18 protein-coding genes are annotated in these 17,621 nt (G+C 72.0%); 10 read left to right on the top strand and 8 right to left on the bottom strand.

Annotated elements, in window-relative coordinates; all coding sequences use genetic code 11:
- The first annotated feature begins 7 nt into the window (after window positions 1–7).
- Both VIM26_RS14460 and VIM26_RS14465 read left to right on the top strand, forming a co-directional pair.
- A complete protein-coding gene (locus VIM26_RS14460; protein ID WP_331952359.1) occupies window positions 8–1,057 on the top strand; it encodes an NAD(P)/FAD-dependent oxidoreductase in 1,050 nt (349 codons plus the stop codon).
- Between the two features lie 272 nt (window positions 1,058–1,329).
- Window positions 1,330–2,142, top strand: a complete 813-nt coding sequence (locus VIM26_RS14465; RefSeq protein ID WP_331952361.1) for a class I SAM-dependent methyltransferase — start codon at window positions 1,330–1,332, stop codon at window positions 2,140–2,142.
- 337 nt (window positions 2,143–2,479) lie between these two features.
- Here the strand turns inward: VIM26_RS14465 and VIM26_RS14470 are convergent, their stop codons facing one another.
- The 4 genes from VIM26_RS14470 to folE form a co-directional block, all read right to left on the bottom strand.
- Window positions 2,480–2,899: a PKD domain-containing protein gene (locus VIM26_RS14470; RefSeq protein WP_331952363.1), complete on the bottom strand. Its 420-nt coding sequence runs from the start codon at window positions 2,897–2,899 to the stop codon at window positions 2,480–2,482.
- Window positions 2,900–3,486: 587 nt separating this feature from the next.
- On the bottom strand, window positions 3,487–3,945 hold the full coding sequence (locus VIM26_RS14475; RefSeq protein ID WP_331952365.1) for a DUF6318 family protein: 459 nt from the start codon (window positions 3,943–3,945) through the stop codon (window positions 3,487–3,489).
- A gap of 1,144 nt (window positions 3,946–5,089) precedes the next feature.
- Window positions 5,090–6,331, bottom strand: coding sequence for an NAD(P)/FAD-dependent oxidoreductase (locus VIM26_RS14480; RefSeq protein WP_331952367.1), 1,242 nt, complete (start codon window positions 6,329–6,331; stop codon window positions 5,090–5,092).
- Between the two features lie 3 nt (window positions 6,332–6,334).
- Complete coding sequence (gene folE, locus VIM26_RS14485; RefSeq protein ID WP_331952369.1) at window positions 6,335–6,970, bottom strand: GTP cyclohydrolase I FolE; 636 nt, start codon at window positions 6,968–6,970, stop codon at window positions 6,335–6,337.
- Window positions 6,971–7,068: 98 nt separating this feature from the next.
- Here folE and VIM26_RS14490 point away from each other — a divergent pair, with 98 nt between their 5' ends.
- Window positions 7,069–7,782 carry a transcriptional regulator gene (locus VIM26_RS14490; RefSeq protein WP_331952371.1) on the top strand — a complete coding sequence of 238 codons (714 nt, stop codon included), beginning with the start codon at window positions 7,069–7,071 and terminating at the stop codon, window positions 7,780–7,782.
- Window positions 7,783–7,968: 186 nt separating this feature from the next.
- On the opposite strand, the gene deoD is transcribed toward VIM26_RS14490, so the two are convergent.
- Window positions 7,969–8,685, bottom strand: a complete 717-nt coding sequence (gene deoD, locus VIM26_RS14495) for a purine-nucleoside phosphorylase (RefSeq protein ID WP_331952373.1) — start codon at window positions 8,683–8,685, stop codon at window positions 7,969–7,971.
- Window positions 8,686–8,849: 164 nt separating this feature from the next.
- On the opposite strand from deoD, the gene VIM26_RS14500 reads away from it, so the two are divergent.
- From VIM26_RS14500 to VIM26_RS14515, 4 genes are all read left to right on the top strand, one after another.
- Window positions 8,850–9,602 carry an HNH endonuclease family protein gene (locus VIM26_RS14500; protein WP_331952375.1) on the top strand — a complete coding sequence of 251 codons (753 nt, stop codon included), beginning with the start codon at window positions 8,850–8,852 and terminating at the stop codon, window positions 9,600–9,602.
- Between the two features lie 104 nt (window positions 9,603–9,706).
- Window positions 9,707–10,819 carry a glycosyltransferase family 1 protein gene (locus VIM26_RS14505; RefSeq protein ID WP_331952377.1) on the top strand — a complete coding sequence of 371 codons (1,113 nt, stop codon included), beginning with the start codon at window positions 9,707–9,709 and terminating at the stop codon, window positions 10,817–10,819.
- Entirely contained in the window at window positions 10,820–11,914 is a 1,095-nt protein-coding gene (locus tag VIM26_RS14510; protein ID WP_331952379.1) for a glycosyltransferase, read from the top strand. It abuts the gene before it with no gap.
- A 102-nt stretch (window positions 11,915–12,016) separates the two neighbouring features.
- Window positions 12,017–12,685, top strand: coding sequence for a DUF6318 family protein (locus VIM26_RS14515; RefSeq protein WP_331952381.1), 669 nt, complete (start codon window positions 12,017–12,019; stop codon window positions 12,683–12,685).
- Window positions 12,686–12,697: 12 nt separating this feature from the next.
- On the opposite strand, the gene VIM26_RS14520 is transcribed toward VIM26_RS14515, so the two are convergent.
- Window positions 12,698–13,216 (bottom strand): phenolic acid decarboxylase, encoded by a 519-nt coding sequence (locus VIM26_RS14520; protein WP_331952383.1) that lies wholly within the window; start codon window positions 13,214–13,216, stop codon window positions 12,698–12,700.
- A gap of 68 nt (window positions 13,217–13,284) precedes the next feature.
- On the opposite strand from VIM26_RS14520, the gene VIM26_RS14525 reads away from it, so the two are divergent.
- Window positions 13,285–13,731 carry a MarR family winged helix-turn-helix transcriptional regulator gene (locus VIM26_RS14525; protein WP_331952385.1) on the top strand — a complete coding sequence of 149 codons (447 nt, stop codon included), beginning with the start codon at window positions 13,285–13,287 and terminating at the stop codon, window positions 13,729–13,731.
- Between the two features lie 9 nt (window positions 13,732–13,740).
- Here VIM26_RS14525 and VIM26_RS14530 read toward each other — a convergent pair whose 3' ends face one another.
- Window positions 13,741–14,427 carry a DUF2993 domain-containing protein gene (locus VIM26_RS14530; RefSeq protein WP_331952387.1) on the bottom strand — a complete coding sequence of 229 codons (687 nt, stop codon included), beginning with the start codon at window positions 14,425–14,427 and terminating at the stop codon, window positions 13,741–13,743.
- A gap of 204 nt (window positions 14,428–14,631) precedes the next feature.
- Here VIM26_RS14530 and VIM26_RS14535 point away from each other — a divergent pair, with 204 nt between their 5' ends.
- A complete protein-coding gene (locus tag VIM26_RS14535) occupies window positions 14,632–14,976 on the top strand; it encodes a hypothetical protein (protein ID WP_331952388.1) in 345 nt (114 codons plus the stop codon).
- 67 nt (window positions 14,977–15,043) lie between these two features.
- The gene (locus tag VIM26_RS14540; RefSeq protein ID WP_331952390.1) at window positions 15,044–16,288 is read left to right on the top strand and encodes a multidrug effflux MFS transporter; all 1,245 of its coding nucleotides are present in this window, start codon (window positions 15,044–15,046) and stop codon (window positions 16,286–16,288) included.
- 12 nt (window positions 16,289–16,300) lie between these two features.
- Here VIM26_RS14540 and VIM26_RS14545 read toward each other — a convergent pair.
- Window positions 16,301–17,621 (bottom strand): SbcC/MukB-like Walker B domain-containing protein (locus VIM26_RS14545; protein ID WP_331952392.1); only part of this gene is annotated, 1,321 nt, incomplete at its 5' end.

The following is a 17,621-nucleotide window of genomic DNA, read 5'->3' on the forward strand; positions in this document are numbered from 1 at the left end:
GGTCATCGTGACCGATAGGCGCAGGACGGACCCGCTGGGCGAGCAGTACGACGTCGTCGTGGTGGGCGCGGGGATCGCGGGGCTGAGCGGCGCCCTGGTGCTGGCCCGCGCGCGCAGATCGGTGCTCGTCATCGACGCCGGCGAGCCGCGGAACGCGCCGGCCGCGCACAGCCAGGGCTTCGTCACCCGGGACGGCACGCCGCCCGGCGAGCTGCTGCGGCTCGGGCGGTCGGAGGTGCAGGGCTACGGCGCGCAGTTGCGTCCGGGCCGGGCCGTGTCCGCCCGGTCCCTGCCCGACGGCGGTTTCGCCGTCCGGCTGGACGACGGCAACACCGTCCTCGCCCGCCGGCTGCTGGTCACGACCGGGGTAGTGGACGAGCTCCCCGCCGTCGCCGGGTTGCGGGAGCGGTGGGGGCGCGACGTCCTCCACTGCCCGTACTGCCACGGCTGGGAGGTGCGCGACCAGGCGGTCGCGGTGCTCGCGACCGCGGCGCGCTCGGTGCACCAGGCGCTGCTCTTCGGGCAGTGGACGGGCGACGTGACGCTGTTCCTGCACACCGGCCCGCAGCCGACGGACGAGCAGTGGGAGCAGCTCGCCGCGCGGGGCGTCAAGGTCGTGGACGGCGAGGTGTCCGCGCTCGAGGTGACCGACGACCGGATCACGGGAGTCCGGCTGGCTTCGGGTCGGACACTGCCGGCGCAGGTCGTCGTGGTCGGGCCGCAGGCTTCGGCCGACGACGGCGTCCTCACGTCGCTCGGGCTGGACTTCGTCGAGCACCCGATGGGCCTGGGGAGCCAGGTTCCGGTCGGGCCCGCGGGCCGCACCGCGGTGCCGGGGGTGTGGGCGGCAGGGAACGTGGCCGACGTGACGGCGGTGCTCGTCGCGTCGGCCGCCGCCGGATCGGCGTCGGCCATGGCGATCAACGGCGACCTGGTCGCCGAGGACGTCGCACGGGCTGTCGCGGAGCGCGCCGCTGCGCAGGCTGGGGAGCTGGGGGCGACGCCGGGTGCCACCGATGCGCGCGGGCACCGCAAACCAATGACGGTGACCCGATGACGCGCGAAGGCGCTGAGACCCGGCGCGAACCGCGGGACCACGTCGCCGGCACGGGAGAGCCCGAAGGGACTTTCCCGGACCGCTACTGGAACCATGAGGAAGCGCGGTGGTCGACCGTCCGCGTGACGGTGGAGCGTGAGGAACCGACAGACGTCCCCGAGACGGGCGTCGGGGCAACACGATTGCCGGCCGAACCCGATCAGCAGGCCGCTCACGGTGGCATTCGCGCAAATGCAGGCCAGGGCGAAGACATCCGGGAGAGCCAGGTCGAGATGAACGAGGACGAAGCGGCAACGGTCCGCACGGATGCGCTCCACGGTCACGCAGGTGGGGACGCAGTTCTTGGCGAGGCGTTCTGGGAGGAGATGTACCGCTCACGGACCGCCGCCTGGAGCGGCCGCCCGAACCCGCAGCTGGTGACCGAGACCGCGGACCTCCCGCCCGGGACGGCCCTCGACGTCGGCTGCGGCGAGGGCGCCGACGCCGTCTGGCTCGCCCAGCGCGGCTGGCAGGTCACGGCGATCGACATCTCCCCGACCGCCCTGCGACGCGCAAGGGCCAACGAGGCCGAGGCTGGCCCGGAGGTGGCCGACCGCATCACGTGGCTCCGCGTCGACCTGACCGCGGATGTCGAGGTGACCGCGGGTGTCGACGTGACTGCGGATGTCGACCTGACCGCGGGTGCCGACCTGACCGCGGACGTCGAGGTGACCGCGGATCGGGCACCCGAGCACGACCACGGCGATACCGCCGCCGACCAGCGTGGGACGACCTACGACCTCGTGACTGCGCAGTTCATGCACCTGCCGTCCATGCAGCTGCGGACAGTGCATGCCCGGCTCGCGGCGTCGGTGTCCCCGGGCGGGACCCTGCTCGTCGTAGGCCACCACCCGAGCGACATTCAGGCCGACGTCGGACGGGGGTCGGTACCCGACCTGATGTACACCGCTGACCAGGTCGCCGACACGCTGGACCCGCATGTTTGGGAGGTCCTGGTCAGCGAAGCCCGCCCCCGACAGGTCACGAACGACAAGGGCGAGCAGAGGACGGCCCACGACACGGTCCTCACCGCCCGCCGCCGATGAACCCCCGGTTTTCGGAAGATTTGGTGCGCGCCCCGAACCATTTCTTCCGAAAACCGCCTCACCAACGGACCGACCCGAGCTCGGCCATGCACATGGACGTCTATTCATCGGTGCTCGCGCGAAGGAACGCCCACCGGCCAGGAACCGGCGGAGAACCGACGAGGAACCGGCGGAGCCGAATCGAACTGGGAGTCGTTGTCGTCGCGCGAGCCGAAATACGACAACAACTCCTAGTTCGCGCTCAGTCGCTCCCGAAACCCGGGCGACGACGAGCTGTTGGCGAGCTCGGCGGCGGGATTGACTCGGGAATCGCCTGGTCAACTCCGTTCCAGTGTGCTCAGTAGGCGACGGGTCCGTCCACCAGACGGGACCTTGCCTCGTAGACGGTCAGGGGTGCGCTCGAACTCGACGTGGTCGCCGTGCCCGAGACCGGCTTCCAGGTAGCCGATCCGGCGACCCGGTAGTCCGCCCGCCAGGTGGTCGTCAACACAATCAGGTGGGTGCCCTCCGCCAGGTACTTGTGCGCGATCGTGGCGTGCGGGTAGGCGGCGCCGGGATAGCTCGTGACCAACGGTGCAGACCCGTCCCCGAAGTCCCAGGCGTAGCTGACCGGAGTCGCCCGGATCAGCACCGCGGTGCCCAGCACGTTCGCCGACAGAGTCTGCCCAGCGCCGTCGCTGAACGCAAAGTTGTCGATGTTCACCAACGTCCAGCCCGACGGCGGCTGCACCGTCAGCAACGACGGCGCAAGCGGCAACTCCTGAAACGCGGAAGCAACCGCCGGACCGAGGTCCACCTTGACGACGACGGGAGGAGCACCCGGCGCCGCCGCGACGCCCGGGGTGGCACATCCGCCACCGTCCACAAGCTTCCAGCGCGCCCCCGCTGTGGAGTTGGAGGAGCCCGCAGTCCGGCGGATCAGAGGATCGGCCGGCTGTCGACCATCCGGGCAGGGCACTACAGAGCCGCCAATAAAGTCGAGGCAATAGAGGGTCATCGCTCCATTGAACGCCGTTCGCGACAAAACGCCACACAGTGAACGGGGAACCCGCCGGGACTCAGTGACTCGGGCCTGCGGTGCCGATACCTTTGATGTCGAAGCTACCTGCACATAAAACCTCTTCGTCCTCCGTAACTCCGCTGAGTTCCCCTCCCTGGTTCTCGTGTCCCCTACGAGTACGCCGTGATGTGTTATCGCTGCGGAAATCCGATGCGTCGCCGGTACCGACTTCGGCTTATTAGCTTTTGCAAACGCAACCGAAGGCTGCGCCCCGACAGCAAGGAGGATCGCGATCATGATCGCGATTGCGATCGAACTACTACCTACCTTCAGCGTGGCCATGATCAGGCTCCCTCTGCAACGGCGAGGATTACCCAATCCCCGGAGAAGTAGAGGGTGTCCATGCGAATGGATCGATCTTCACCTAGGCCGTTTTCCACGACCACGCCTTTAGAGTTGGTTCGCACGGAACGATCTTGCAGAATCGAAACGTCGATCGGATAGCCGCGAATCTCTTCGTCGATCGGAAGGACGCGAAGATCCGTAACCTTGATCTCGCCACCGACAAAAGTATCCTTGTTCTTTGCATACTGTTTTGCGACATTACTGATCTCCGTGCAGAAATCGCAGCTCGCGAAGGTCATCGCATCCCACTCCGCGACGTCGCCGGATTGCATCACGTACGGATAGAGACTCAAGAAATATCGCGCCGCAGCCGCGGCACCGACCTCGTCCGTGCGGGCCATCGCCATCGGGCGCTCGGGCTTGGCAACGACGTTCGCCGTCGGGCTCGGGGTGGGCACCGGTGCGGCGTGGACAGTCGGTTCGGCCGTGGGTCTCGGTGACGGACCGGGCTCAGGTCCACCTCCCGCGCATCCACCGACCGTCAGTGCCCCGGCCACCACGAGCGCGCTGATCACACGACGCCTCACACCCAACATGCCGCCCCCTTAGGATGTCGCCCAGGTCGCGAACGTACAGGCGCGACACCCCCGCGAACCGAAAACCGGACGCCTGTGCACAACCCCGCCGAGCCCCGAAGCTCGACGGAGCCCGGTTTTCGGAGGGAATGGGAAGATTTGGCGCGCGGCGCACGCCAAGTCTTCCGATTCCCGGCCGGGGCCGGGCCGCAGCGCGGACGGTCCGAGCCCGAGCGTCCCCGGCGGCGGGAGCCGAGCCGCGGAGAGGTGGTCCGAGCCGGAGCCCGACGGTCCACGGGGCCCGGTTTTGGGAAGGTTTGGTGCGCGGCGCACGCCAAATCTTCCCAATCCCGGCGGAGGGAGCCGGGCCGCGGAGCGGGTGGTCGGAGCCCGAGCGGCCCGCGCATTGGGCAGCGGCAGCGGCAGCACCCGGCACCGCGAACCCCGCACCCCGAACCCGGCGCCCGGCGCACCGCGCACCGCACCCCGCACCCCGCACCCCGCACCCGGCGCACCGCACCCGGCGCACCGCGCACCGCGCACCGGACGCCTGTACACAACCCCGCCCGAGCCCCGACGGTCGGCGGAGCCGGTTTTCGGAGGGAATGGGAAGGTTTGGTGCGCGGCGCACGCCAAATCTTCCGAATCCCGGCGGGGAACCGGGCCGCGGTGCCGGTGGTCCGAGGCCGAGCGTCCCCGGCGTCGGGAGCCGAGCCGCGGAGGGGTCCGAGCCAGAGCCCGACGGTCCACGGAGCCCGGTTTTGGGAAGGTTTGGTGCGCGGCGCACGCCAATTCTTCCGGATTCTGGCGGGCGCCGGGCGGCAGAGCGGACGGTCCGAGGCCGAGCGTCCCCGGCGGAGGGAGCCGAGCTGCGGAGCGGGTGGTCCGAGCCGGAGCGCCCCCCCTGCACCGCCACCGGCGCCGGGCACCCGGAGCCGGCGCCGGGCACCGCACCTGGCATCGGCCCCGGCCCCGCACCCGCACCCGGCCGCGGCCCCGCACCCGGCCCCGGGCACCCGGCCCCGAACTACACCTCCGCGAGCGGGACCGCCACGTCCGCGAGCCGCGCGACGTCCACCTGCCGGCCCCGCCCGATCAGCTCCTCGACCTCCCCGACCACGTCCCACACGTTCACGTTCATCCCGGCGAGCACCCGCCCATCACTAAGCCAGAACGCCAGGAACTCGCGCTTCGCGACGTCCCCGCGCAGCACCACCTGGTCGTACTCCCCGGGCGCGACGTACCCGACGTACTCCATGCCCAGGTCGTACTGGTCGCTAAAGAAATACGGCAGCCGGTCGAACACGACGTCCTGACCGAGCATCGTCTTGGCGACGAGCGCCCCCTGACGACGCGCGTTCTCCCAGTGCTCCACCCGCACCTCGCGGCGCAACGTCGGGTGGTACGCGTTGGCGACGTCGCCGGCGGCGAACACCGCCGGGTCGCCGGTACGTAGGTGCTCATCGACCCGCACGCCGTTGGTGACGTCGAGGCCGGCGTCGGCCGCCAGGGACACCACGGGGGTGATGCCGACCCCGATCAGCACCAGGTCGGCTCGGATCACCGTCCCGTCGCGCAGCTCGACGCCGGTCACCGCGCTGGTCTTGCCGGGAATGGCGGACGTCGTCAGGCGTGCCACCTGCACCCCGAGGCGCAGGGCCACGCCGTGCTCCACGTGCAGGTCGGCGAACACCTGCGCGACCTCCGGACCCAGCACCCGCAGCAGCGGCAGCTCGGCCGCCTCGAGCACGGTCACGTCCAGGCCGGCCGCCCGCGCGGCGGCGGCGGTCTCCAGCCCGATCCAGCCGGCCCCGATGATCGCGACGCGGGTCGCCTTCGTGTACGCCTCGCGGAGCCGCTCGCTGTCCTCCAGACGGCGCAGGTACAGCACGCCGTCGGCCGCGGAGCCGGGCACGTTCAGGTGACGCGGCTCCGATCCGGTGGTGAGCAGCAGGCGGTCGTACCCGATCCGCTCGCCGCCGTCGAGCACGACCTCCCGGGCCGCACGGTCGAGCGAGACCACCCGCGTGCTCAGCCGCAGGTCGACGTCGTGCTCCGCGTACCAGCCCTCCGGGTGCACGAACACCTCCTCGCGCGGCGAGGTGCCCAGCAGGAAGCCCTTGGACAGCGGCGGACGCTCGTAGGGGCGGTACGGCTCCTCGCCGATGAGCACGATGCGCCCGGTGAACCCCTCCTCGCGCAACCCTTCCGCGGCTTTCGCGCCGGCGAGGCTCGCTCCGACGATGACGAACGTCTCGATGTCGGCCATGGGCTACTCCTGAGTGAGGTTCGAGTGATCGGGGTTCGAGTGATTCGGACGGTCGACCTGGGCGAAGAACTCGGCGCGGGCGCGAGGATCGTCGCGCAGGAGGCCGTGCAGCGCCGACGTCGTCGTGCTCGCTCCGGTCACCCCGACACCACGCACCGTCATGCACATGTGCTCGGCCTCGATCACGACGCCCACCCCGCGGGGCGACAGCGTTGTGGCGACCCAGTCCGCGATCTGCTGCGTGAGACGCTCCTGAACCTGCGGGCGCCGGGAGTACATCTCGACGACACGGGCCAACTTGGACAGCCCGAGGATGCGCCCGCCCGGGAGGTATCCGACGTGCGCCACGCCGACGAACGGCAGCACGTGGTGCTCACACACCGAGCGAACCGGCAGCGAGCGGGCGAGAACCAGTTCCTCGTAGCCCTCGTCGTTCGCGAACGTCGTCGGGGTGAACGTGGTCGGGGTGAGCATCTCCGCGTAGGCCCGCGCCATCCGGCCCGGGGTCGCGCGCCGGCTCTCGGAGTCGAGCGAGACGCCGAGCGCGGTGAGGAAGGCGCCGGCCGCATTCTCGGCCGCGGCCAGGTCGATGACCGGGGCCCGGTCGACCTGGACCGGCTTCGGTATCTGGATCAGCATCAGTCACCCTCGCTTCTAACGGATATATGGATGTACGTTAGAGGCAGAGCACGCAGACGTCAATGGGGCCGGGTCGGCCTCCGAGGGGAGGAAGGATCGTGGAGGATTTCGCGTCGCAGGTCACGGGGGTCGCTTCGCTCGCGGAGCCGGTCCGCCGCGAGCTGTACCTGTACGTCCTCGCGCAGGAGGGCGCGGTGAGCCGCGACCAGGCCGCCGCCGGCATCGGCGTCGAGCGGCACATTGCCAAGTTCCACCTGGACCGCCTGGTCCGCGACGGGCTGCTCGACGCCGAGTCGCGTCGGCTGGGTGATCGGCAGGGACCGGGTGCCGGTCGCCCGACGAAGCTGTACCGGCGCTCCGCCCGGGAGGTCTCCGTCGCGCTGCCCGAGCGGCGCTACGACCTCGCCGGGGAGCTGCTGGCCCGGGCGATCGACGACTCGGTGCGCGACGGGACCCCGGTGCTCGCGGCGCTCGGGCGGGCCGCGTCCGACGCCGGCGCGCTCCTCGCCGCGAGCGCGACGGACCCGAGCGTCGCCGCCTCCACCACGGCCGACGACGACCCGGCACCGCCGACCGCGCTGGACCGCGCCTGCCGCGCGCTCGCCTCGCGCGGGTACGAACCGCACCTGCGCGACGGCACGATCACGATGGCGAACTGCCCGTTCCACGCCCTCGCCCGTGACCACACCGAGCTCGTCTGCGGCATGAACCTCTCACTCATCGGCGCCCTCACCGAGGGGCTGGGGGACCGACTCGAGGCTCGCCTCGACCCGGCCCCGGACCGCTGCTGCGTGGTGATCTCGCAGCGCTGACCTGCAACTGGATGGCCGAATTAGGTCCGGTACGCGTCGGCCCGATGGGCGATCGCCGTCACCCTGACGACCCGTGCGGCATCGTCCATGAAGTAGGTCACCCGGTACTCACCGCGCCGCGCGGAGTACGCGGGAGCGAGCGGCGCCCGAAGCGGCTTCCCGCTCGGCGTCGGACGCGGACCGACCTCAGGAGTTCGCGAACGCCGCCAGCGCGAGCTGCACGGACCGCTCGAAGAGCAGCTCGCGCTCGTCCGCGGACAGGGCCTCGTCGCGGAACAGCAGGTCGGAGATGGTGCAGATGGCGAGCGCCTGGCCGCCCTCGGCGTCGGCCACGGCGTACAGCCCGGCCGCCTCCATCTCCACCGCGAGGGTGCCGTGCTTGACGAGGAGGTCGTTCGTGGCCGGGCGCTCGAGGTAGAACGCGTCGCTGGAGATCACCGCGCCGGCGTGCACCGTGCCCTTCTGCACGCCGCCGGACGCCGCCGCGACCGCCGCCGCGGCGAGCGCGAAGCTCGGCGCGTGGCTGTAGTGGATGCCCGGGATCCGGTTCGCGCTCATCGCCGAGTCGGTGTGCGCAGCGGTCGCGATCACGACGTCGCCCAGCTCGAGGAGCGGCGCCATGCCGCCGGCGGTGCCGATGCGGATGATCCGCCGGACGCCGAAGAACCGGTACAGCTCGGTCGCGTAGATGGAGATGGACGGCATGCCCATGCCCGACGCGAGCACCGAGACCGGGCGGCCCTGGTAGGTCCCGGTGTACCCGAGGATGCCGCGCACCTCGGTGACGAGGCGGGCGTCGTCGAGCACGGTCTCGGCGATGAGGCGGGCGCGGCGCGGGTCGCCGGGCATGAGGACGTCTTGGGCGATGTCGCCGAGCTCGGCGGAGATGTGTGGGGTGGCCATGGTCGCCGAGGGTAGCGAGCGCGGCGGTGTCGGCGCCAACGCGCGCCCGGCGGGGGCGATCGGTCCGGTTCCGCCCACCCCAAGGACAGGTGCCGCGCGCGGTCATCCCCAGATCGCCCACCCGTTGGCGTACAGGCCCCGCTGCGCGTGACACGCTCACGCCTGTGACCGCTCGCGCCTCCCGTCCGCGCCGCCCCTCAGCCCGAGGAGGCCGCCGCGGCCGACGACGCGTCCTGGTCGCCCTGGTCTACCTCGTGTCCGCCGCGGCGGCCGCCTTCGGCGTGAGCCTCGCCGCCCCCAGCATCACCACAGCGGTCGACGGCGTGCGCTATCCCGTCGCGGCCGACGACGTCGCGTCGGCGCGCGCGGCCCTGCCGAAGCTCGCGGTCAAGGGGCGGGCGCCGCAGACCGGCTACGACCGGGGCCTGTTCGGCCAGCCGTGGCAGGACGTCGACCACAACGGGTGCGACACCCGCAACGACATCCTCAAGCGCGACCTGTCGGAGCCGACGTTCAAGCCCGGCACGGGCGGCTGCCTCGTGCTGTCGGGCACGCTGGCGGACCCGTACAGCGGGCACGACATCAAGTTCAAGCGCGGGGTCGACACGAGCTCGGCGGTGCAGATCGACCACGTGGTGGCGCTCGACGACGCCTGGCAGAAAGGCGCCCAGGGCTGGACGCCCGCAGTCCGGGAGTCGTTCGCGAACGATCCCGCGAACCTGCTCGCCGTCGACGGACCGCTCAACATGGCGAAGGGCGCGGGGGACGCCGCGACCTGGCTGCCGCCGCACAAGCCGTTCCGCTGCCTGTACGTGATCCGCCAGGTGCAGGTGAAGGCCGCGTACGGGCTGTGGGTGACGGCCGCCGAGCGGGACGCGATGGCGCGCGAGCTCGGGAAGTGCGAGATCGGGAACTGACGGTTCGCCCGCCCCAAGGGTTCACGCGCCGGACGACCACCCGACACCGACACCTCGCCCTGCGCACGTGTCGCGCTGCTGTAGTACGACACGTGAGGGTCGCCGTGGTTACCGAATCGTTCCTCCCCTACGTCAACGGCGTGACCGGCTCGGTGCTCCAGGTGCTGCGGCACCTGCGCCGGACCGGTCACGAGGCTCATGTCATCGCGCTCGGGAATCCGCCGCCGACCTACGAGGGCTTCACCGTGGTGGGACTGCCGTCGGTCGGCTTCCCGGGATACCCGCAGGTCCGCCTGCCGGTGCCCGCGATCGCGACCGCCACCCTGCTGCGCGAGCTCGCGGACTTCGCCCCGGACGTCATCCACCTCGCGTCGCCGTTCGCCCTCGGCGGGCCGGTCATGCGGGTCGCGGCGTCCCTCGGCATCCCGGTGGTCGCGATCTACCAGACCGACATCGCGGGTTTCGCGCGCCGGTACGGGCTCACCGCCGCGTCGAACGCCGCCTGGCGACGGATCCGCTCGGTCCACGAGCGCGCGCACCTCACCCTCGCGCCGTCTCCCACGGCCGCCCGGGACCTCGAGCGGCACGACATCCCGCGGGTTCAGATCTGGCCGCGGGGCGTCGACACCGCGACCTTCTCGCCCGCACGCCGCGACGACGACCTGCGGGCGCGACTCGCGCCGTCGGGCGAGGTCCTGGTCGGCTTCGTCGGGCGGCTCGCGGTCGAGAAGCAGGTCGAGGATCTCGCGGTGCTCAGCGACCTGCCCGGGACCCGGCTCGTCGTCATCGGGGACGGGCCGGAGCGCGAGCGGTTGGCGCGCCGCCTGCCGAGCGCCCACTTCACCGGGGTGCTGTCGGGCAACGAGCTGTCGCGGGCCGTCGCGAGCCTGGACGTCGTCGTGCATCCGGGTCCGTACGAGACGTTCTGCCAGGCCGCCCAGGAAGCGATGGCCTGCGGGGTGCCGGTCGTGGCCGTCGGGGCGGGCGGGCTGCGCGACCTGGTCGACAGCAGCCGCACGGGGTGGCTCTACCCGCCCGGCGACCTCGCGGCCCTGCGGGCGCACGTCGCTGACCTGGTCGGCGACGAGGCGAAGCGGCGGGCCATGGGCGCCGCGGCCCACCAGGCCGTGCGCGTGCGCACCTGGCCGGTCGTGTGCGACCGCCTGCTCCATCACTACGACGAGGCCGCGCGCAGCGCGGTCGTGCGGGGAACCTGAGTGCGCGTCGTCCATGTCGCGAACGCGTACGCCCCGAACAGCGGGGGGATCCGCACGACCGTGCACGAGCTCGGGCGGGGGTACCGCGCCGCGGGGCACGAGTTCGTGCTCGTGGTCCCGGGCGCCCGAGCCGGCAGCGAGGAGCTCGCCTGGGGCCGGCGGGTCACCGTCGCGGGGCCCGCAGTTCCGGGATCGGGCGGGTATCGGGTGATGGCGGACCTGCGCGAGGTGCGCGCCGTGCTGGACGACCTCGAACCGGACCGCCTCGAGGTCTCCGACCGGTTGACCTTGCGCGGGCTCGGGCAATGGGCCCGCGCGGCTGGGGTGCCATCAGCGGTGATCGCGCACGAACGGCTCGACGGTGTGCTGCGCGCATTCCTCCCGCTGGGTGCCCGCGCGGCGCGGCTGGTGGCCGACCGGCACAACGCGACGACGGCCGAGCTGTTCGACCACGTCGTGACCACCACGCACTTCGCCGGGCAGGAGTTCGCCCGGATCGGCGTTCGCACCGAGCACGTGCCGCTGGGGGTCGACCTGGACCAGTTCCGGCCGAGCTCGCCTGCTCCGGGCGGGGTTCCGCTGCTGGTGCTGTGCAGCCGGTTGTCGCGCGAGAAGCGGCCCGACCTCGCCATCGAGGCGCTGCGGGTGCTGCACGACGGCGGCTGCCCCGCCCGGCTGGTGATCGCCGGCGCCGGTCCGCTTGCCGCGTCGCTGCGGCGCCGGGCCCGCGGGCTGCCGGTCGCGCTGGTCGGGCACCTGGCGGATCGTGCGTCGGTCGCCGCCCTGCTCGGGGCCGCCGACGTCGTGCTCGCTCCCGGACCGGTGGAGACGTTCGGGCTCGCGGCGCTGGAGGCCCTGGCCTGCGGCTCGCCCGTCGTGGCGGCGAGCACGTCCGCGGTGGCCGAGCTCGTGGCGGGCGGCGCCGGGCGGAGCGCCGCGCCCGAGCCCGGCGCGATCGCCGCGGCCGTCACCGAGCTGCTCGCGGTGCCGACCGAACAGCGGCGGGCCGCGGCGCGGGCGCGGGCGGAGTCGTTCCCGTGGTCACGGACGACCGAGGCGATGCTCACGCTGCACCGCTTCCCGGTGCGCGTCTAACTTTCGGCGGAAAGACAACGGGCGGGCTGTGGATTGTTGTCTGTCCACAGCCCGCCCGTGGCCTCATTGCAGCGTCGCGGGAGCCGGCGCGAGAGTCGACGAATGACAACCACGTCGAGATCGTCTCGCAGCCATTCGCTTGCGGTGTGCTCCGTTGCCGCGACCCTTTTCCTGGGGATCGCCTTGCTCAGCTCGGCCTGTGGAATCGAGTCGGCGCCGCCAGGAACGACGCCGAGCGCCACGCGGTCGCCGAGCTCGCCGTCCGGGGGCGGGTCAACAGACGCCGAGTCGCCGGCGCCGGGCATCCCCGCGCCGGCGCTTCGCGAGCCCGCGCGGCTCGCGGAGATGGCCGACCTGACCGACGACGGAGCGACCGCGACGGCCGTCTACTTCGTCTCGCTGGTGCCGTACGTCTATCGCACCGGTGACTTCCGCGCCTGGCACGAACTCAGCGCGCCCGCCTGCGCTGCGTGCGGTGAGAGCGCGAGGTACCTCGGATCGGCGATCGCGGGCCGGCGGCCGGTGCCCCCGTCGACGCTGAACATCTCCGTCGACCGGACCGAGGGTCCGCGGCCCGGCGACCGGGAGACCCGGGTCGAGCTCAGGGTCGAGGAAACGAGCTCGTCGACGCCCGCGACCAGCGCTCAGGCGCCGGCCACGCCCGATCCGGTCACGATGATCTGGGTCATGGACCTGGACCCCGGACCGCACGGCTGGCTCGTCCGCGACTTCGCCCTCGCCCCGGACTATGCCGTCGTCCCGGGCAAGTAGCTCCCGCGGGCGTCAGTTCGTCCGCGCGGCGTACCCGGCGGGCAGGTCGCCCGGGGCCCGGTCGACGACGCTCTCGTCGTCCGGTCCGCAGTCCTCGAGGAAGCTGATCCGCGCGAACTCCGGGACGACCAGCACGGGATAGGCCGGGCCGGCCTCGCGGTAGCGGGCCATCTCGGCGAGGTGGTCGTTCTGGAAGCAGACCGTGCGCTCGGGGTGCTGCTCGACCCAGTGCGGGAAGAAGATCACCCCGTGCAGGCGACGCTTCGCCGGCACGACGTCGAGCGCCACGGACGTTCCGGTGGGCTCGGTCCAGGCGATCTTGTACACGCCGTCGTCGACGCGGACGACGTCCACGGCCTGGTCCCTGACCCAGCGGCCGCCGACCATTCCCGAATGGATCCGGTAGTCGATCGTCGTCGCATTCTTGACGTACAGCTCGTACTGCCAGCCATTGGCGTAGGTGTAGATCGCGTGCAGCCCCACGATCCCGGTCAGGTCCTGGGTCAGCTCATCCACCAGTAGTTCGGTCATCCCGCTCACTCCCATCTATTTTTGCAACAAAAATAGATTACCACGCACGAGCCTGCGAGACTGGCCGGGTGAACAACGCCGCGGACCTCGGCCCGCTCCTGGGTCCGCTTCGACGGTCGGTGCTCCGGGCGACCCGGCGGGCCGCCGACCTCCCGGACCTGGCCGAGGCCCAGATCGAGCTGCTGCGAGCGCTGCGGGACGGGCCGGCCAGCCCCGGCGCGGTGGCGCAACGGCTGCGGGTGTCGCCGTCGACCGTCAGCAACCTCGTGCGGACCATGGCGGCGCAGGGCCTGGTGGCGCGGGAGTCCTCGGCGTCGGACCTGCGCGGTGCTCAGCTCAGCTCGACGGGAGCGGCTCGCGCGCTGCTCACGAGGTACGACCGGGCCAGCCGGGACATGCTTGAGCAGGCGCTCGGAAGCCTGCCGCCGGAGTCGCAGGTCCGACTGTCCGCGGCGATCCCCGACCTGCGCGCGCTGCTCCAGGTGCTCGAGGACGGTGCGGACCGGCGCGAGTGAGGGCTGAGCTCAGGGGGCCGCGAGCGTGACGTCGGTTCCGGTCGCGGTGATCCGCACGCCGCCGTCGCGCACCGCGACGCCGGTGACCACGACGCCGTCGGGCAAGCCCTCGACCGGGACGGCCATGTCGTTGAACCGCTTGGCGATCCCGCTCGGCAGAGCGGCGACGTCCACCTTGACGCCGCCGAGCGTGACGTCCGCGACCTTGACCCGGATCGCGCCGTGCTCCGCCCGCGGCACCAGGGTCGCGGTCAGGTCGGAACCGAGCAGCTGGGTGGTGGCCTTGAGGCGGTCGCCGTCGACCGTGAGGTGCACGTGGAGATCCGCCTTCGCCGCGAGCAGCTGCTCGACGGTGGCAGTGGAGAGGGAGCCGGTCAGGAGCGCCCGGTGGACCGTGTACGGGCGGTGCGTGGTCACGCCCTCGGCGTCGACGTCGACATCGGTGATCTGCACGCCCTTGAACGTCAGCCCCTCGACGCGACCCGTGACGTCCGTGAGCTCGCCCGCGAGAAGCTGGGTGAGGAAGGGGAAGCCGGTGATCACGATCTTTGGATCGCCGGTGACGCCCTGGACATTGGCCCGCAGCCCGTCGACCGCGACATCCTGCGCCATCCCGACGGCGAAGCGGTCGGCGACGACCGCGCCTCCGAGCACCACGAGCACGGCGACCCCGACCACTACCCCCCGTGCAGACATGGTCGACATCGTACGAGCAGTTCACCGGCACTTTGTGCGCCAGCGAACTTGGGTCTGGAAAACGCTCGACGCGCCGCTTAACCTGGAGGGGACCTCGCCGATTGGTACAGAGTGATGCGTTGGCTCCTTTTCGCGCTGCTCGCGGCGGTGGTCCTTGCGGCGCTGAGGCCCCTCCGGCGGCGCAACCGACCACGGCCGCGATTCGTGCCGCCCCCAGCCGATCGAAGCCCACGCCGGGCGCCCCCGCTCCTTCGGCTGCGCCGTCCCGGCAGTCGCCGGTGGCGCCGCAAGGGCGAGCTGAACCCGTTCGAGGTGCTGCGCGTGCAGACCCGGCTCGGCATCGTGGCCGACGAGGTCCGGATGCTCGAGCGTGACCAGAACGTGTACGCCCGCGCGCACCACCTCGAGGCGACCCAGAAGGCCTACGACGCGCTGCTCGCCGAGGCCTGCATCCTGGCCGGGGTAGCCACCGACCCCGCGGCGCGAGGCGACGAGCAGGAGCGATTCCGGGAGGAAGTCGAGCTCACGTCCCGAGGCTGGTCCTGGTAGCCCGTCCATCCCGTGGACGGATCGTGCGATCGGGAAGAATTTCCGTAGGCATCGCGGTTCTGTGGACATGCCCCAAGCCCCTGCGCGCACGCGCATCAGCGCTGGATTCATCCTGCTGCTGTCCGCCTTGACCGCGATCGGCCCCCTCACCTTTGACACCTACCTCGCGGCCTTCCCCCGGATCGCCGCCGACCTGCACGCCTCACAGGCGCAGGTCCAGTTCACCCTCACCGCATCGCTCGCCGGGCTGGCGCTCGGACAGATCCTGATCGGCTCGGTCTCCGACGCCTACGGACGGCGTCGGCCGCTGCTCGTCGCCCTCGCGATCTATGTCGCGACGTCCACGGCGATGATCTTCCTCAACTCGATCGAGATGCTGACCGCGCTGCGTTTCGTCCAGGGCTTCAGCGCGGCCGCCGGCATGGTGCTGTCCATGGCGATGGTTCGCGACAACTTCTCCGGTGTGAGCGTCTCCAAGGTGATGGCTCGCCTGATGCTCATCGTCGGCGTCGCGCCCGTCCTTGCGCCGACGATCGGCGCGCAGCTGCTGCGGTTCGGCTCGTGGCGCTCGATCTTCGGGTTCCTGGCCACCGTCGGGGCAGTGCTGTTCGTGCTCGCCGCGGTTCGCCTGAAGGAGTCCCTGCCGGTCGAGAAGCGCCGGACCGGGGGCACTAGTGCGGCCCTGCGGACCTACCGCGACCTGCTGCTCGACCGCCCGTTCGTCGGGCTCGCGTTGCTCTCGGCGTTCTACATGTCGGCACTGTTCACCTACGTCGCGTCGTCGACCTTCGTCTTCCAGTGCGGCTTCGGGCTGGACGCCCAGCAGTTCGGCTTCATCTTCGCCGGCGGCGCCGTCTCGATCACGGCCGCCAGCCAGCTCTACGGCGCGATGGTGGACCGGTTCGCGCCCGAGCAGATCCTCACCGGTGCCGTCTGGACGGGCCTCGCGTTCGCGACGACGCTGCTCGTGGTGGCCCTCGCGGGCGGCGGGCTGGTCCCGATCACGATCCTGCTGATCCTGACGCTCGGCACGGCCGGGTTCGTGATGCCCTCGGCGCCGGCGATCGCGCTGGCGTCCAACCCGCACCGCGCCGGGAGCGCGGCGGCACTGCTCGGCGCGCTGCAGTTCGGGATCGGCGCGCTCGTGGCGCCGCTGACCGGACTCCTCGGCGGCACCCCGGCGGTCACGATGGCCGCGGTGATGTTCGTGATGGTCCTCCTCGGCGCCGTCCTGCTCACCGGTGTCTCGCGCGCCTGGCGCCGCGACGCGCGCACGCCCACGATCGCCGCAGAGACTCTCGCCACGGTCTGAACCCCTGGAGTTCTACCCGGCGAGGACGGTGAGGGTGCTGGAGCCGTCGGGGAGGCGGCGGACCTCGATGCGTTCGGCGATCGACTGCTTCATGGCCTCGACGTGGGAGACGACGCCGACGACGCGGCCGCCCGCGCGCAGCTTGCCGAGCTCGACCAGCACCGACTCGAGCGTCTCGGGGTCGAGCGAGCCGAAGCCCTCGTCGACGAAGAGCGTGCCCAGCTCGATCCCGCCGGCCTCCGCCGTCACGACGTCGGCCATGCCGAGCGCGAGGCACAGCGAGACGTAGAACGTCTCCCCGCCGGACAGGGTGCGCGGGTCGCGCGCGGCCTCCATCCGGTGGTCGACGACCTTCATCGACAGGCCGGTTCGCCGGCTTCGCACGTCCTCGCGCTCGTCGCTGCGGGCCAGCTCGAACCGGCCGTCGGACATCGCGAGCAGCCGCTCGTTCGCCGCCGCGACCACGTCCTCGAAGCGTTTGACCAGCACGTACGTGGCGAGCGTGAGCTTCTTGGCGTTGTCACCGCCCGACGCCGCCGCGAGGTCCGCCATCCTGGTCACCGGCGCCGCGAGCTGCCGGGCGGCGTGGTGGGCGGCGAGCGCCGTCTCGACCGTGCCTAGGGCTGCCGCCGACGACGACGCGGTGCGGGTCGCGAGCGCCGCGACCCGGCCCGCGGCGTTCGAGGCCGTCTCGGCCCGGGCCCGTTCGGCGAGCGCCCCGGTGAGGTCGACGACGACGTCGTCGGGCAGGTCGGCGATCGACGGGGAGGCGAGGCCGTCCGCGACCGCGGCCAGGGCGGCGGCGTGCTTCGCGACGGTCGCCTCCAACCGGGCCAGCTCGGCCGCGGGGAGCACGGCCGAGCGGGCAGCGGCTGCGCTCGCGAAGTCGTGCGTCGCGAGGCCCGCGGCGAGCTCGGCCGACCGGGTCGTCCGCTCGCGCGCGGCCTGGTCGGCGGTCTCGACCGCGGCGGCGAGGGCCTCGCACGCGTGCACCCTCGTGGTGAGGTCCGCGACGCGGGCGGCGACGGTCGGGGCGTCGGCGCGAGCCAGGTCGACCTCCTGCTGGGCCGCGGTCAGGTCCGTGCGGAGCCCGTCGATCGAGACCCGGGCCGTGGCCGCCGCCGTCGCCAGGGCCTGGACCCGGATCCGCAGCTGCTCGGTCGCGACCTCGTGCTCTGCCAGCCGCACCCGCAGGTCCGCGAGCCGCGTCTGGGCCGCCACGGAGGCGGCCACGAGGGTCGCGAGCTGCCCGACGTCGGCGTCGTGCTCGGCGAGGGTCCGGGGACCGGCGGCCTCGCGCAGCCCGGTCAGCCGCTCGGTCAGGGTCGCGACC

The sequence above is a fragment of the Pengzhenrongella sp. genome (genome assembly GCF_036565025.1).
Taxonomy (GTDB): domain Bacteria; phylum Actinomycetota; class Actinomycetes; order Actinomycetales; family Cellulomonadaceae; genus Pengzhenrongella.